The 15750-nt window shown below is 57.5% G+C and carries 13 protein-coding genes and 1 pseudogene; 9 read left to right on the top strand and 5 right to left on the bottom strand.

Features of this window, described 5'->3' with window-relative positions; all coding sequences use genetic code 11:
* Positions 1 to 6: 6 nt before the first annotated feature.
* The 8 genes and pseudogenes from AB1287_RS12850 to AB1287_RS12815 all read left to right on the top strand — a co-directional run bounded on the left by AB1287_RS12850 (position 7) and on the right by AB1287_RS12815 (position 7314).
* A pseudogene (locus tag AB1287_RS12850) lies at positions 7 to 2279 on the top strand (NtaA/DmoA family FMN-dependent monooxygenase).
* A gap of 10 nt (positions 2280 to 2289) precedes the next feature.
* Positions 2290 to 2799, top strand: coding sequence for a GNAT family N-acetyltransferase (locus AB1287_RS12845; protein WP_312628123.1), 510 nt, complete (start codon positions 2290 to 2292; stop codon positions 2797 to 2799).
* Positions 2800 to 2808: 9 nt separating this feature from the next.
* On the top strand, positions 2809 to 3735 hold the full coding sequence (locus AB1287_RS12840) for an amino acid ABC transporter permease (RefSeq protein ID WP_435618007.1): 927 nt from the start codon (positions 2809 to 2811) through the stop codon (positions 3733 to 3735).
* The gene (locus AB1287_RS12835; RefSeq protein ID WP_435618006.1) at positions 3719 to 4495 is read left to right on the top strand and encodes an amino acid ABC transporter ATP-binding protein; all 777 of its coding nucleotides are present in this window, start codon (positions 3719 to 3721) and stop codon (positions 4493 to 4495) included. Before AB1287_RS12840 ends, AB1287_RS12835 begins: the two co-directional genes overlap by 17 nt.
* Complete coding sequence (locus AB1287_RS12830) at positions 4492 to 5388, top strand: transporter substrate-binding domain-containing protein (protein ID WP_436799835.1); 897 nt, start codon at positions 4492 to 4494, stop codon at positions 5386 to 5388. The genes AB1287_RS12835 and AB1287_RS12830 overlap by 4 nt, the downstream gene beginning before the upstream one ends.
* Before the next feature lie 47 nt (positions 5389 to 5435).
* Entirely contained in the window at positions 5436 to 6068 is a 633-nt protein-coding gene (locus AB1287_RS12825; RefSeq protein WP_435618005.1) for a glutathione S-transferase family protein, read from the top strand.
* A gap of 48 nt (positions 6069 to 6116) precedes the next feature.
* Complete coding sequence (gene pptA / locus AB1287_RS12820; protein ID WP_312628127.1) at positions 6117 to 6347, top strand: tautomerase PptA; 231 nt, start codon at positions 6117 to 6119, stop codon at positions 6345 to 6347.
* Positions 6348 to 6486: 139 nt separating this feature from the next.
* On the top strand, positions 6487 to 7314 hold the full coding sequence (locus AB1287_RS12815; protein ID WP_435618004.1) for a lysostaphin resistance A-like protein: 828 nt from the start codon (positions 6487 to 6489) through the stop codon (positions 7312 to 7314).
* A gap of 77 nt (positions 7315 to 7391) precedes the next feature.
* Here AB1287_RS12815 and AB1287_RS12810 read toward each other — a convergent pair whose 3' ends face one another.
* Positions 7392 to 7964: a flavin reductase family protein gene (locus AB1287_RS12810; protein WP_312628129.1), complete on the bottom strand. Its 573-nt coding sequence runs from the start codon at positions 7962 to 7964 to the stop codon at positions 7392 to 7394.
* 154 nt (positions 7965 to 8118) lie between these two features.
* Between AB1287_RS12810 and nhoA the strand changes: the two genes are divergently transcribed.
* The gene (gene nhoA / locus AB1287_RS12805) at positions 8119 to 8964 is read left to right on the top strand and encodes an N-hydroxyarylamine O-acetyltransferase (RefSeq protein WP_435618003.1); all 846 of its coding nucleotides are present in this window, start codon (positions 8119 to 8121) and stop codon (positions 8962 to 8964) included.
* 112 nt (positions 8965 to 9076) lie between these two features.
* Here the strand turns inward: nhoA and narI are convergent, their stop codons facing one another.
* From narI to AB1287_RS12785, 4 genes are read right to left on the bottom strand one after another with little or no spacing between them, the layout of a single operon-like run.
* Complete coding sequence (gene narI / locus AB1287_RS12800; protein ID WP_312628132.1) at positions 9077 to 9757, bottom strand: respiratory nitrate reductase subunit gamma; 681 nt, start codon at positions 9755 to 9757, stop codon at positions 9077 to 9079.
* Positions 9754 to 10449, bottom strand: coding sequence for a nitrate reductase molybdenum cofactor assembly chaperone (gene narW, locus AB1287_RS12795; RefSeq protein WP_435618002.1), 696 nt, complete (start codon positions 10447 to 10449; stop codon positions 9754 to 9756). Before narW ends, narI begins: the two co-directional genes overlap by 4 nt.
* Positions 10449 to 11993, bottom strand: a complete 1545-nt coding sequence (gene narH, locus AB1287_RS12790) for a nitrate reductase subunit beta (RefSeq protein ID WP_435618001.1) — start codon at positions 11991 to 11993, stop codon at positions 10449 to 10451. Before narH ends, narW begins: the two co-directional genes overlap by 1 nt.
* Complete coding sequence (locus tag AB1287_RS12785) at positions 11990 to 15730, bottom strand: nitrate reductase subunit alpha (RefSeq protein WP_435618000.1); 3741 nt, start codon at positions 15728 to 15730, stop codon at positions 11990 to 11992. Before AB1287_RS12785 ends, narH begins: the two co-directional genes overlap by 4 nt.
* Between the last annotated feature and the right edge of the window lie 20 nt (positions 15731 to 15750).

Here is a 15750-nt window from a genome sequence, read left to right as displayed (position 1 = left end):
GTTATTATGTCTTCAGTTCGACAACTGCGTCTTGGCACTATATTACATGGCGCTTCAGGAAATATGTCCGCCTGGCGACATCCGGCGGCGCAGGCAGATGCCAGTATTAATTTTGAATTCGTCAGGCAGACGGCATTAAAAGCTGAAGAAGGGAAGCTCGACTTTATTTTTGTTGCCGACGGTTTATATATTAACGAAAAGTCTATTCCGCATTTTTTAAACCGCTTCGAGCCGCTAACCGTATTATCTGCGCTGGCGAGCGTGACGCAGCATTTGGGCCTGGTTGGCACGCTGTCCACCTCCTATAGCGAGCCGTTTATTACCGCCCGTCAGTTTGCCAGCCTCGACCACCTGAGCAACGGGCGTGCTGGCTGGAACGTGGTAACGTCGCCGCTGGAAGGATCCGCGAAGAATTTTTCCCGCGCGCAGCATCCCGATCACGCTTTACGCTATCGCATCGCAGATGAATATTTGCAGGTGGTAAAAGGGCTGTGGGATTCCTGGGAAGAGGATGCCTTCGTGCGTAATAAAACCAGCGGACAATTCTTCGATGCGAAAAAATTACACACTCTCGATCATCATGGTGATTTTTTCCAGGTTGCCGGGCCGCTGAATATCGGCCGCACGCCGCAGGGCAGGCCAATTATATTTCAGGCCGGTGCATCGGATGACGGAAAAAAACTAGCCGCCACCCACGCCGATGCCATTTTTACCCATCACGAAAGTCTTGAAGAAGCGCAGGCCTTTTATCGGGATGTAAAAAGCCAGCTGGAAGTGCACGGGCGCCGTGCTGATGAGCTGCATATTTTCCAGGGCGTGAGCGTGATCGTCGGGGACGATGCCGACGATGTGGAACGTCAGTACCAGACCACTGCCGCGCTGGTGTCGGTGGAAGACGCGCTGAACTACCTGGGCCGCTACTTCGAGCACCACGATTTCAGCCAGTATCCACTGGATGCGCCTTTCCCTGAGCTTGGCGATCTGGGGCAAAACAGCTTTCGCAGCACGACCGATGAAATCAAACGTAACGCAAAGGCGCGTGGCTTAACGCTGCGCCAGGCGGCGCTCGAAGCGGCCAGCCCACGCCCACGCTTTTCCGGCACGGCGCAGGAAGTAGCCGATGGATTGCAGGCGTGGTTTGAAAGCCACGCCGCCGACGGTTTTATCATTCAGGGCGGTACGCCGGACACCTTCCCGCGCTTTGTAGACCAGGTCGTGCCCGAGCTTCAGGCGCGAGGGTTATTCCGTCATGACTATCCCGGTCACACGCTGCGCGAAAGCCTGGGGCTTGCACAACCCGCGAATCAGTTCGTTAAACCCACTACAAAATAATAAAGGACTTCACCATGCAAAAATCATCGCTGCTGCTGGCGCTTGCGCTGGCTTTTTCCGGGCTGGTGCAGGCCAATGATGTGACCATCAACGGGACCGGGGTTAGCGTCGAGGCCAATAAGACGCCAATCAATACGGCTAAAAACCCAACGGCCATTGCGCAGCTGCCGAATGGATTTACCCCGGCGGTGCCGGGAAAATTCACCGTGGCGGTGGCGGGGCTGAATCAGCCGCCGCTGACGGTGTTCTCCGATGACAACAAAACCCTGCTCGGTAGCGAAGTGGATATCGCGCGCCTGGTGGCTGACAGTCTTGGGCTACAGCTGAACGTGGTGGTGACATCATGGGAGGACTGGCCGCTTGGCGTGGCCTCCGGCAAATACGATGCGGCGGTCAGCAACATCACCGTCACCAAAGAGCGTAAAGAAAAGTTTGATTTCGCCACCTACCGCAAGGATTCCCTAGGGTTCTACGTCAAATCAACGAGCAACATCAGCAAAATCGAAACGGCGCCTGACATCGCCGGGCTGAACATTATTGTCGGATCCGGTACCAACCAGGAGGCCATTCTGCTGGCGTGGAACGCTGAGAACATCAAGAAAGGCCTGAAGCCGTTTACCCCGATCTACACCAAAGATGACGCTGCCCAGACCCTGGCGTTGCAGTCCGGGCGGGCTGATGCGTATTTTGGCCCTAACGTTATCGGAGCATGGAAAGCCGCGCTGAACGGCAAAACGAAGCTGGTCGGCAGCGTGGACGGCGGCTGGCCGAAGGCGGCACACATCGCGGTGACGCTGAAAAAAGGCAGCGGTCTGGCAGAACCTGTGCAGACGGCGCTAAACGGCGCGATCAAGAACGGCGATTACGACAAAGTGCTCAACCGCTGGGGTGAGGGCGTGGAACGTATTCCGCAATCTGAAGTGAACCCGGCCGGTCTTGGCGATTAAGGAGCCCGCAATGAGTGAACGTTTCCGTGATGTTTCGCCTGAAGATGCAGAGTTACAGCCCATTCTGAGCGGGTTGTTTGCCGAGTATGCCGCGCGCTACGGCGACTATTTCTCGCGTGATGCCGAAGTGGAGCAGACCGAATGGTATCTCGCGCCGCAGGGGCTGTTTATCGTGCTGGAGCGCGACGGCGTCATCATCGCGACCGGGGCGTATAAACCGCTGAACGCGCAGACGGCGGAAATCAAACGTATCTGGACCGATAAAACTCTGCGTCAGCAGGGGCTTGCCGGGCGCGTGGTTGCTGAACTTGAACGCCGGGCCTGGCTTGCTGGCTACGGCCAGATGTATCTGACAACCGGGTTCCGTCAGCCGGAGGCGGTTCGTTTGTATCTCAGCCAGGGCTACCAGCCGCAGTTCGATCTGAGCCGGGATCCGGAAGAGTACAGCCGTCCGCCGTTTGACGGACGCCTGCGGTTTACCAAAGCGCTGGCTGTTCCCGCGCTCAGCAAAAGCGCCTGAGGAGTGACGATGAAAAATCACGAAACCATTCAAGTCGTGCCCGCACGCTACCCGATGCGCATAGTGGGTGCTGCGGTGGCGCTGCTCATTCTGGCGATTGTTGTTCAGTCGGTCGCATTTAACCCACGCTGGGAATGGGGCGTGTTTGCCCGCTGGTTCTTTGACCCGGTGATTCTGGAGGGGCTGGGGCAGACGCTGCTGTTAACCCTGCTCGGCACGCTGCTGAGCGTGATTTTTGGCGGCGTACTGGCGCTTGCCCGACTCTCGTCTTCGTGGCTGTTGAGCGGCCTGGCGTGGGCCTATATCTGGCTCTTCCGCTCGCTGCCGCTGATCGTCGTGCTGATTGTGCTGTACAACTTTTCGTACCTCTACGACACGCTGTCCATCGGCATCCCCTTTACCGGCATTAACTGGGCGAGCTATCAGACAATTAACGTGCTCGGACAGTTTTCCACGGCGGTAGTGGGTCTGACGCTGGTGCAGAGTGCCTATACTGCCGAAATCATTCGCGGCGGATTTCTGGGGGTCGATCACGGCCAGTATGAGGCCGCATCCGCGCTGGGTCTGCCCGCCTGGCGCCGCACGCTGCGCATCATCCTGCCGCAGGCGCTACGAACCATTCTGCCGTCCGGTTTTAACGAAATCATCAGCCTCGCCAAGGGAACCGCGATGGTTTATGTGCTGGCGATGCCGGAGCTGTTTTACACCATCCAGATGATCTACAACCGCACTCAGGAGGTGATCCCGCTGCTGATGGTCGGGGCGGTTTGGTATCTGGTGATTACCAGCGTTCTCTCCGTGATTCAGTATCTGGTTGAACGCTCACTTGCCCGCAGCGAGCGCCGCTCGGCCGTCAATGCCGCACGCGGTCGGGCGGTCACGCCTGCCGCCCAGCCCACTTCAAGCCCGGAGCCTGTTCATGCCCAACTCTCCTGAAGGTCATATTTCGATTACCGGCGTCAGTAAATATTTTGGTCGCCATAAGGCGCTGGATAACGTGTCGCTGGAGATTCAGCCCGGCACAGTGACGGTGATTTTAGGTCCGTCCGGCTCAGGGAAATCGACGCTGCTGCGTACCATCAACCATCTGGAACGCGTCGATGAGGGGTTTATCCAGATTGATGGCGACTATATCGGCTATCGTCGTCAGGGCAACAGGCTCTATGAACTGAAGGAAAAAGAGATCCTGCGCCAGCGGGTAAACGTGGGCTACGTGTTCCAGAACTTTAACCTGTTTCCGCATATGACGGTGCTGGAGAACCTGATTGAAGCGCCGCTGGCGCACCGGCAGCTCAGCAAAAAACAGGCGACGGAGCGAGCCTATGAGTTGCTGGATGTGGTGGGGTTACGGAATAAGGCCGATGCCTGGTCGCGACACCTTTCCGGCGGCCAGCAGCAGCGCATTGCCATTGCCCGCGCGCTGGCGCTGAGGCCACGCGTGATGCTTTTCGATGAGCCAACATCAGCGCTTGATCCGGAACTGGTGGGAGAAGTGCTGGACGTCATCAAAAAGCTCGCCCGTTCCGGCACGACGCTTGTGGTGGTGACGCATGAGATTGGCTTCGCCCGTGAAGTGGCCGACCAGGTGGTGTTTATGGTCGATGGAAAAATCATTGAGCAGGGCGAAAGCGATGCGGTACTTAACCGCCCGCAGCATCCGCGTACGCGGCAATTCTTATCAAAGGTGCTGGCATGATCAAATGGACGCTGTTAGGTGGATGGCTCGTTGCAGGCGCTGGTCTGGCGCAAGGGCAGATAGATCTCAGGGCAAATGAGCAGCCGCTGCCGGTCACGCGGGATGAGCAGGCCATTGCGAAGATCCCGACGAATTACGCGTTTGTTGAACCGGGCACGCTGACGGTGGCGATTTCGGCGTTGAATTCACCGCCGCTGGCGTTGCTGGCAAGCGATAACCGGACGCGTATCGGCAGCGATCCGGATATCGCCAGGCTGCTGGCGGCAAGCCTGGGGCTGAAGCTGAAGCTGGTGCCCACCGCCTGGGAAGACTGGCCGCTGGGCATTTCTTCAGGACGCTATGACGTGGCGCTGGTCAATATTGCCGTGACGGAACAGCGTAAAGAGAAGTTCGATTTCGCCACCTATCGCGTCGATTCCTTGGCCTTTTCGGTGAAATCGGATAGCCCAATCACGGCGGTCAACGGGCCTGCGGATCTCGCCGGGAAGAGAGTGATAGTCGGCTCCGGCACCAATCAGGAACGGATTTTACTCGGCTGGAATGCCATAAATGAGCAGGCGGGACGCAAGCCGGCGCTGCCGATCTATCTGACCGATGACGCCTCGGGCAATCTCTATATTCAGTCGGGTCGCGCCGATGTGTTCTTCGGGCCGCAGTCTGTTTCTGCCTATAAAGCGGCGTTGACGGGCAAAACAAAAGTTGTCGGCCTTGGCCCGAAAAAAGCCTTTGTGGCCACGACAACCAAAAAAGGCAACGGGCTGGTGTATGCCCTGCAAACTGCGCTGAATGGCGGTATAGCGCGCGGAGAAGTGCAGCGCATTCTGGCCCGCTGGGGTGAAGACGGTGAGGGCGTAGGACAGTCCGAAGTGAACCCACCCGGGATCACCTATTAAGGATTCGGGTCCATACTCTTGTTTCTGCCCTGAAGGAGGAACTGCGTATGTTAACGCTTTATGGCGTGCCGGGCTGGGGCTCGGCTATCAGCGAAGTGATGCTGACGATGGCTGAGATGCCATATCATTTTGTCGATGTTGACGGCTTTGATTCCCCGGGGCCGCAGCATGACGTGCTGGAACAGATAAACCCGCTGTGCCAGGTACCTACGCTTCGCCTGGGTGATGGCACCATCATGACCGAATCCGCAGCCATTGCTCTGATGATCCTGGATGAGAGGCCCGATCTTGCTCCGCTGCCCGGCTCACCGCAGCGGGCGCTCTTTCAACGGCTGCTGATCTGGATTGTTGCCAACGTCTATCCCACGTTTACCTATGCCGATTACCCACAGCGCTTTGCCCCGGATGCGCCAGAACAGCTGCAAAACAGCTGTATTGCGTTTCGTAAAACGCTTTATCAATGGCTGGATCGGCAGCTGGTGGGGCCGTATGCGTTAGGTGACAATGTCACGTTAATCGATGCCTATGTTGTTGTGATGCGCACCTGGGGACCGCGTGCGGTATGGTTTGCTGAACATACGCCACGGCTAAGCGCAATTGCCGATCGGGTAGCACAGCTTCCGGCGCTGCAAAAGGTATTGGGCGACAACGGTATTTTAACTGCACAAAACGCTAATTAAGTGGCTGAGAAGGTGATAGTTTTAAGCGACACATAACAGGAGATCGCCATGCCGCACGTAGATATCAAATGCTTTCCCCGTGACCTGAACGACGAGCAAAAAACCGCCCTGGCGGCCGACATCGCCGCCGCCATTACCCGCCATCTGGGCAGTAAGGACGGCGCGATCAGCGTTGCGCTGAATCAGGTCCAGCAGGATGCCTGGAAGACGCAGGTCTGGGATACGGAAATTGCGCCGCAGATGGAGACGCTTATCAAGAAGCCAGGTTATAGTATGTAACTGTTGTGCCGGGTGGCGGCAAAGCCTTACCCGGCCTACATTCAGCGTTTTACAGGTCCGGCTAACAACGTGCCGCCGGGCAAATTTATCTTCATGAAACCTCGGTTTACCGGTTTTTTATATCATCTCAGGGAACGACATGTGGTATTTACTGGCACTCTCTCTTCTTGTCCTTCAATTCAATAAAAAAATATCTGTAATTCTGCTAATGGTGACCGCCGCGGTTGGGGCATATACCCAGGTTCTTGACTGGCGGGCCCTCACGTTTATGGCTGGGTTAGCCATCATCGCCGGGGCATATTGCAAATTCAGCGGCAAGGTGCCGCGTACGCTACTTGAGATCCTGCTCGTGCTGGCGTCAGTTGGGCTGATGCTGCATTTGATTCCCGGTTTCCATAATCTCCGCGTGCTGGAAGGCGTCAGGGCGGGACCGGAAAGCGCTCCCTTCTCGATGTATTACAACTTCGATAAAGCGCTGGTGCCGTTTGTATTGCTCATCTGTCTGAAGTCGCTTTTCACCACCGATACCCGGCCACGGACCAAACCCTGGCACTGGATGGCGTTAGTCGTTGCCGTGCCGGTATTGCTGATGGTCGCGGTGGCGCTGGGCGGTCTGAAGGTAGAGCTACACCAGCCACAGTGGCTGTTCCAGTTTGTGCTGGCCAATATATTCTTTGTGTCGCTCGCGGAAGAGGCGCTTTTCCGGGGATACCTTCAGCAGCGTTTGTCCTCTGTAATGCATCCCGTGCTGGCATTACTTATCGCTTCGCTACTGTTTGGCGGAATGCATTACGCTGGCGGGAGTTTGCTGGTCATCTTCGCGACGCTGGCGGGGCTGATTTATGGATTAGCCTGGATGCTGAGCGGAAGACTGTGGGTGGCGGTGCTGTTCCATGTCGGGCTGAACCTCTGTCATTTGCTGTTTTTCACCTATCCGATGTGGCAGCGCTTGCCGCACATAAGCTGAAGAACAGGCAAGCGAGAACGAAGAGGTCGGCGGCGTAATGGCAATCTGAAAGCCGCAGGCTTATGACCTGCGGTTTTTTATTCCGCTGCTTTGATCATCCGTCCACTGGTCACAAAGGTGCCCGCGCCGAGATGATGCAGAGTGTTGCGGCGATCGCCGTTGAACTGCCAGCGTCCGGCGACAAAAGCCTGCTCATCGGCCGCGGCGGCAACCACTTCGCCAAACAGGGTGTCGTATTTTTCCTGCGCGGCGGTCGCGGGCAGCAGCTTACACTCCATCCACGCCAGACATTTTTCCTCCACCACGGGCAGGCCGAGTTCGGGTCCGCGTACCACCGGAATACCGTAGCAGTTGAACTTGTCCTCATCGCGTCCGCTGACGCTACCCACGGCATAGGTCCAGTTCGCGGCATCCACCCCCGGAATGACGATACCGAACGTCCCGCTACGCTCGATAAGCTCGCGCGACCAGGCGCTTTTATCCACCACAATCGCAATGCGCGGCGGTTCAAACTCCACCGGCATCGACCAGGCCGCCGCCATGATATTGCGACGGTCAATGCTCTCGTCATAGCTGGTGATCAGTACGGTCGGGCCGTGATTGAGCAGACGGCTGGCATGCCTCAGTTCTACGGGGCGAAAACGGCTCATAGCAATAATTCTCCTGGTTATTTGCTGCATTTAAGCGCGTTCCGGATGCGGAAAACAGGTATCGCGCACAAACGGAAAAAGTCACCGCACAAAAACGCGTATGGGGTGAAAAAAATACGTTATAAAAACACTATATCTCAAGCACGGAGGCCGTATGAGCCCATTTTTAACCGCTTATTTTAATCGTCTTAACTGGTCCGATGCTGTTGCGGTCGATATTGAAACGCTTCGTGCGCTGCATCTGCGGCATAACTGCACCATCCCGTTTGAAAATCTGGATGTCCTTCTGCCGCGTGAAATTCAGCTCGACGATCAGTCGCTGGAAGATAAGCTCATCGGGGCCCGGCGTGGCGGCTACTGCTTTGAGCAAAACGGTCTGTTTGAGCGGGTACTACGGGAAATTGGCTTTAACGTGCGCAGCGTGCTGGGACGAGTGATTCTGGCTAACCCGCCGCAGCTTCCCCCGCGTACGCACCGTCTGCTGGTTGTTGAACTGGCCGGAGAGCGCTGGATTGCGGACGTGGGCTTCGGTGGACAGACGCTGACGGCACCGATTCGTTTACAGGCCGACAAAGAACAAACCACGCCGCACGGCGTGTATCGTCTGCTGAATGAGGGCAACGACTGGACGCTACAGTTCCGCCATCACGACCGCTGGCAGTCGATGTACATCTTCGATTTGGTGCAGCAATACTTTTCCGATTACGTCGCCGGCAACTTCTGGTCGGCGCACTGGCCGCAGTCGCACTTCCGCCATCACCTGCTGATGTGTCGTCATTTGCCGGACGGCGGCAAGCTGACGCTGACGAATTTCCACTTTACCCATCAGGAAAACGGCCATGCCGTTGAACAACTTAATTTACCCGATGTGGAGAGCCTGTATTTGTTGCTTCAGGACAAGTTCGGGCAGGGCGTTGACGATCCGAAAAACGGCTTTTCGCTGGCGGATTTAGCGGCGGTGATGGCGGCGTTTGATACGCATCCGGAGGCGGGGAAGTAATTTTGATTACGGGGTTTCCCTCTCCCTAACCCTCTCCCAAAGGGAGAGGGAATGGTTTGGTGCCGTTTGCCTTTCTCCCTCTTCCTTGGGAGAGGGCCGGGGAGAGGGGAAATCAGCGACGCGATCTCACTACCTGATACCTGCGGGTGAAATACTCCACCGGCGCGCTCCAGACGTGGACCAGGCGGGTGAAGGGAAACAGCAGGAAGATGGTCATGCCGAGCGCCAGGTGGACGCGGAAGATAAAGGCGACGCCGTCAAGATGGGTCGATGCACCGCCGTGGAATGTCACCACCGCCTGCGCCCAACCAACCAGTTTCATCATTTCGCTGCCGTCCGGGTGCTGGGCGGAGAACGGAATGGTCGACAGGCCGAGTATGCACTGAATCAGCAGAATCGACAGGATCAGGATATCTGCGGTCGTCGACGTCGCGCGAACGCGCGGGTTAAACAGACGACGGATAAGCAATCCTGCGCCGCCAACCAGCGTCATCACGCCGCACACGCCGCCGAGAATCATCGCCATTTGCTGCTTCACTGAAACTGGCAGGAAGGATTCGTACATCCAGTGTGGCGTCAGCATCCCGAAGGCATGGCCGAAGAAGACCCCAAGGATGCCGATATGGAACAGGTTTGACCAAATCACCATCCCACGTTTGTTGAGCATCTGGCTGGAACCTGCCCGCCAGGTATACTGGCCGTAGTCATAGCGCAGCCAGCTGCCTATGATGAACACCGAACCGCAGATATACGGATAAATATCGTAGAAGAAGACGTTCAGGTACTGGCTCATTTCGGGCCTCCGGCGCGGACGTCCACGTACTGCGGCGCGACGTCCTGACTAAAACGTTTCTGATAGCTTTGCAGCGGGGAACTGTCGCAGGCTGTGGCGTTATCCTCGATAAACTTCACCTGTTCCTCCTCCCACACCGCATCCAGCGCCTGGCGGGTGTCGTCACGCACTTCGGTTTTGACCTGTGGCGTGACGCTGTCACTTCTCAGCGGGCTGTTGGCGATTCTGAGCAGGGCGTCGAACAGCTGATAGTACTCCGACTGTCTCTCCTTAAGCCTGCCGCCAAGCAGCGCCAGAATCGGTGCGACGTTTTGCAGTCCTTCTCTGGCTTCTTCCGGAGTTTGCGTGCTGAGAAATTCCAGGTACAGCGGCAGATGATCGGGCAGTTCTCGGCAGTCGAGCTGCAAGCCCGCCTGTTCGTACTGCGCCATTAAATCCACCATTGCCTGACCGCGATCGCGGGATTCACCGTGTACATGTTCAAACAGCAGCAGCGACATAGAACTGCCGCGTTCAAACAGATCGCACCAGGCTTCCTGCCTGTCGAGCAGCGGAGCGCTCAGATAGCTGTTCACCCAGGGCGCGAGCGCGGGCATCTCCTGAGCGACCAGCGCCTGAGCTTCGTCGCGGCTTTCCCATAGCGACGCGTCCGGGTATTCCAGCATCAGAGCGATGAGTTTGAGGATCGGCATTATTCTCCCTCCCCGTGGTGGCGCACGCCGGAGACATCAATGGCGTCGATGCGTTTGCTGTTAAACAGGTTGAATTTGGTATCAGAGCCGTGACAGCCGTCGCCGAAGGTGAAGCCGCAGCCGTTTTTCTCCGGGAAGGCATCGGCGGCCATTTCGCGGTGGCTGGTCGGGATCACAAAGCGGTCTTCATAGTTGGCGATGGCGAGATAGCGGTACATATCCTCCACCTGCTCAACGGTCAGACCCACTTCTTCAATGGCTCGGGTGTCGGTGACGCCTTCGACGGTTTGCGAGCGTTTGTAGTGGCGCATTGCCATCATGCGCTTCAGGGCGCGCAGTACCGGCGCGGTATCGCCCGCCGCCAGCATATTCGCCAGATACTGCACGGGAATGCGCAGGCTTTCGACAGAAGGCAGGACGCCGTCGGACATCGGCAGGCCACCTGCATCAGCGTAGGACTGTATTGGCGACAGCGGCGGCACGTACCAGACCATCGGCAGCGTGCGGTATTCCGGGTGCAGCGGCAGCGCGAGCTTCCAGTCCATCGCCATCTTGTACACCGGCGACTGCTGCGCGGCTTCGATCACGTTCTGCGGGATACCCTGTTTGAGTGCTTCTTCAATCACGTTCGGGTCGTGCGGGTTGAGGAACACGTCGCACTGGCGCTCATACAGATCGGTCACGTGCTCGGTGCTGGCGGCTTCTTCGATCCGGTCAGCGTCATACAGCAGCACGCCGAGATAGCGGATACGCCCCACGCAGGTTTCCGAGCAGACGGTCGGCTGGCCGGACTCGATACGCGGATAGCAGAAAATGCATTTCTCGGATTTCCCGCTCTTCCAGTTGAAGTAGATTTTTTTGTACGGGCAGCCGCTGATGCACATGCGCCAGCCGCGGCATTTGTCCTGATCGATAAGCACGATGCCATCTTCTTCACGCTTGTAAATCGCGCCGCTCGGGCAGGTGGCGACGCAGCTTGGGTTCAGGCAGTGCTCACACAGGCGCGGCAGGTACATCATGAAGGTGTTTTCGAACTGGCCGTACATCTCCTTCTGAATGTTTTCGAAGTTCTGGTCCCGGGCGCGTTTTTCAAATTCGCCGCCGAGCAGCTCCTCCCAGTTCGGCCCCCATTCGATTTTGTTCATTCGCTCGCCGCTGATAAGCGAACGCGGGCGGGCGGTGGGCAGATGTTTGCCTTCCGGCGCGCGCTGTAAATCCTGATAGTCGTAGGTGAAGGGTTCGTAGTAGTCGTCGATAGAAGGCAGAACAGGGTTGGCGAAGATCTTGGCCATCAGGCCGATGCGCCCGCCGAGGTGCGGGGTGAGCTTGCCGCTGATGCCTCTGATCCAGCCGCCTTCCCATTGACCCTGATCTTCCCAGTTTTTTGGATAGCCAATGCCGGGTTTGGTTTCCACGTTGTTGAACCACGCGTACTCCATGCCTTCGCGTCCGGTCCAGACGTTTTTACAGGTCACCGAGCAGGTGTGACAGCCGATGCATTTGTCGAGATTGAGTACCATGCCAACCTGAGAGCGAATTTTCATTTTTTTGCCTCCTGGACCTGATCGTTGCCTTCGTCATCCAGCCAGTTCACGTTTTTCATTTTGCGGATCATGATGAATTCGTCGCGGTTGGAGCCGACGGTGCCGTAGTAGTTAAAGCTCCATGCCAGCTGGGCGTAGCCGCCAATCATGTGCGTCGGTTTCGGGCAGATGCGGGTGACGGAGTTGTGAATACCGCCGCGCCGCCCGGTCACTTCGGAACCCGGAATATTCATGATGCGTTCCTGGGCGTGGTACATCATGGTCATGCCTGGTGGAATGCGCTGGCTGACTACCGCGCGTGCAGTGAGCGCGCCGTTGGCGTTGAAGGCTTCGATCCAGTCGTTGTCGGCAATGCCAAGCTCTTTGGCGTCCGTCTCGCTGAGCCAGACGATCGGCCCGCCGCGCGACAGCGTCAGCATCAGCAGGTTTTCGCTGTAGGTGGAGTGAATGCCCCACTTTTGATGCGGCGTCAGGAAGTTCAGCGCCTTCTCCGGAAAGCCGTTCGGGGGGATCTCTTTCATCTGACTGACGCTGCGGGTGTCGATCGGTGGACGATAGGCCACCAGGCTTTCGCCAAACGCACGCATCCACAGGTGGTCCTGATAAAGCTGCTGGCGGCCGGAAAGGGTGCGCCAGGGGATCAGCTCGTGAACGTTGGTGTAACCTGCGTTGTAGGAAACATGCTCGCTCTCAAGGCCGGACCAGGTCGGGCTGGAGATGATTTTACGCGGCTGGGCAACGATATCGCGGAAGCGGATTTTCTCGTCTTCCTTGTTCAGCGCCAGGTGCGTATGCTCGCGGCCGGTGATTTTGCCGAGCGCCTCCCAGGCTTTCACCGCCACCTGGCCGTTGGTTTCCGGGGCGAGGGCGAGGATAACTTCAGAGGCGTCAATTGCCGTTTCAATACGCGGGCGGCCTTTCGCCGGCCCATCGAGCTTGACGTAATTGAGCTTGCCGAGGAAATCGATCTCGCTCTCCGTCTTCCACGAAATGCCTTTGCCGCCGTTGCCGAGCTTGTCCATCAACGGACCGAGCGAAGTGAAACGTTCGTAGGTTGCCGGGTAATCGCGCTCCACGACGGCAATTGACGGCCCGGTTTTGCCCGGCACGTAGTCGCATTCGCCTTTGCGCCAGTCGGCCACTTCAAACGGCTGCGAAAGTTCCGCCGGGGAATCGTGCATCAGCGGTTGCAGCACCACGTCGGTTTCGGTGCCGAGGTGCCCGACGCACACTTCCGAGAAGGCCTTCGCGATGCCTTTGTAGATCTCCCAGTCGCTTTTGGCCTCCCAGGCCGGGTCGACGGCGGCAGACAGCGGGTGAATAAACGGATGCATATCCGAAGTATTCATGTCGTCTTTTTCGTACCAGGTCGCTGTTGGCAGAACGATATCGGAAAAGAGGCAGGTGCTGGACATGCGGAAATCGAGCGTCACCAGCAGATCCAGTTTGCCTTCAATGGCTGCCGCCTGCCATTCAACTTCTTCTGGCTTCACGTCGTCGCTTTCGCCGAGTGCGTCCCCCTGAATACCGCTTTCGGTACCGAGCAGATACTTCAGCAGATATTCATGGCCTTTACCCGACGATCCCAGCAGGTTCGATCGCCAGACGAACAGATTACGCGGATGGTTTTTGCCGTTGTCCGGCTGTTCGCAAGCCATACGGATATCGCCGGACTTCAGCGCCTGAGCGGTGTACTCGGCAGGCGTGACGCCTGCTGCTTCCGCCATCTCCTTAATCGACAGTGGATTCAGGTTGAGCTGCGGTGCAGACGGCAGCCAGCCCATGCGTTCGGCACGGACGTTGAAGTCGATCAGATGGCCGGTGAATTTGCTGGCGTCCGCCAGCGGTGAGAGCAGCTCCTGGGCAGTGAGTTTTTCGTAACGCCACTGGCTGGAGTGGTTGTAGAAGTACGAGGTACTGTTCATCTGGCGCGGCGGGCGGTTCCAGTCCAGCGCGAAGGCCAGCGGCAGCCAGCCGGTTTGTGGGCGTAATTTTTCCTGACCAACGTAGTGCGCCCAGCCGCCGCCGCTCTGGCCGACGCAGCCGCAGAAGATCAGCATGTTGATCATCCCACGGTAGTTCATGTCCATGTGATACCAGTGGTTCACCCCGGCGCCGAGAATAATCATCGAGCGTCCATGCGTTTTGTGTGCCGTATCGGCGAACTCGCGGGCAATCTGGGCAATGTGATACTGCGGTACGCCGGTGATTTGTTCGGCCCAGGCGGGCGTGTAGGCCTTAATTTCGCCATAATCTTTGGCCGCCAGCGGATCATCTAAGCCGCGATCCAGACCATAGTTGGCGAGGATCAGGTCGTAGACGCTGACCACCGGGCCCGAGGTGCCATCGGCAAAGGTCAGCTGTTTCACCGGCAGCTGACGCACCAGAATCGGCTCCTGTTTCACGCTGCGAAAATGCGGGTTTTCATTGCCGCCAAAGTAGGGGAAGGCGACGCCAACGACGCCATCGTGATTTCCGAGCAGGCTCAGCTGCAGCTCAGTTTCGGTGCCTGCCGCCAGTGACTCGAGGTTCCATTTCCCTTGCTCGCCCCAGCGGAAACCAATTGCGCCGTTCGGCACCACCAGATCGCCTGCGGTGTTGATAGCCACGGTTTTCCACTGTGGGTTATTGCTTTCGCCGAGGCTGTCGACGAGATCGGAGGCGCGCAGCATGCGGCCCGGCACATAGCTGCCGTCTTCCCGCGCTTCAAGCTGAACCAGCATCGGCATGTCGGTATAGCGGCGGCAATAGTTGATGAAGTAGTCACTTGGATTATCGAGATGGAACTCGCGCAGCATGACGTGGCCCATTGCCATTGCCAGCGCGCTGTCGGTGCCTTGTTTCGGCGCCAGCCACTGATCGCTGAGTTTCGCCACCTCCGAGAAATCCGGCGTAATGGCGATGGTTTTCGTGCCTTTGTAGCGGACTTCGGTGAAGAAATGCGCATCCGGGGTGCGCGTTTGCGGCACGTTCGACCCCCAGGCGATGATGTAAGACGAGTTATACCAGTCGGCAGATTCCGGCACGTCGGTTTGCTCACCCCAGGTCATCGGCGAAGCGGGCGGTAAATCACAGTACCAGTCGTAAAAGCTGAGGCAGGTGCCGCCGAGCAGCGAAAGATAGCGGGTGCCTGCAGCGTAAGAGACCATCGACATAGCCGGAATCGGTGAAAAACCAGCCACACGATCCGGTCCGTAGTGTTTAATGGTCCAGACGTTCGCCGCGGCGATAAGCTGGTTCAGCTCTTTCCAGTTTGAACGTACAAAGCCGCCGTGTCCGCGCGCCTGTTTGTACTTCTGGCATTTTGCCGGGTCGTGCATGATGGCGTTCCAGGCGCTGACCGGATCGGTGTGCTGCTCCAGCGCTTCACGCCACAGTGATATCAGGCTCTTGCGGATCAGCGGATACTTCAGACGGTTGGCGCTGTAGAGATACCACGAGTAGCTCGCCCCACGCGGACAGCCGCGAGGCTCATGGTTCGGCAGGTCGGGGCGAGTGCGCGGATAGTCGGTCTGCTGAGTTTCCCAGGTTACCAGACCGTTTTTGACGTAAATTTTCCAGCTGCACGATCCGGTGCAGTTTACGCCATGGGTGGAGCGCACGATTTTGTCGAACTGCCAGCGCTGGCGGTAGCTGTCTTCCCAGTCGCGGTTGGTGTTGTAGACCTGACCGTGGCCGTTAGCGAAGCTGTCGCCTTTTTGCTTAAAGTAGCGAAATCTGTCCAGTAATTTACTCATGACATTGCTCCATATTGCAG

Origin of the sequence: Scandinavium sp. UTDF21-P1B (assembly GCF_040750395.1) — a bacterium.
GTDB lineage: Bacteria > Pseudomonadota > Gammaproteobacteria > Enterobacterales > Enterobacteriaceae > Scandinavium.
The sequence above is the reverse complement of the archived record's forward strand: the minus strand, read 5'-3'. Positions and strand labels throughout refer to the sequence as shown.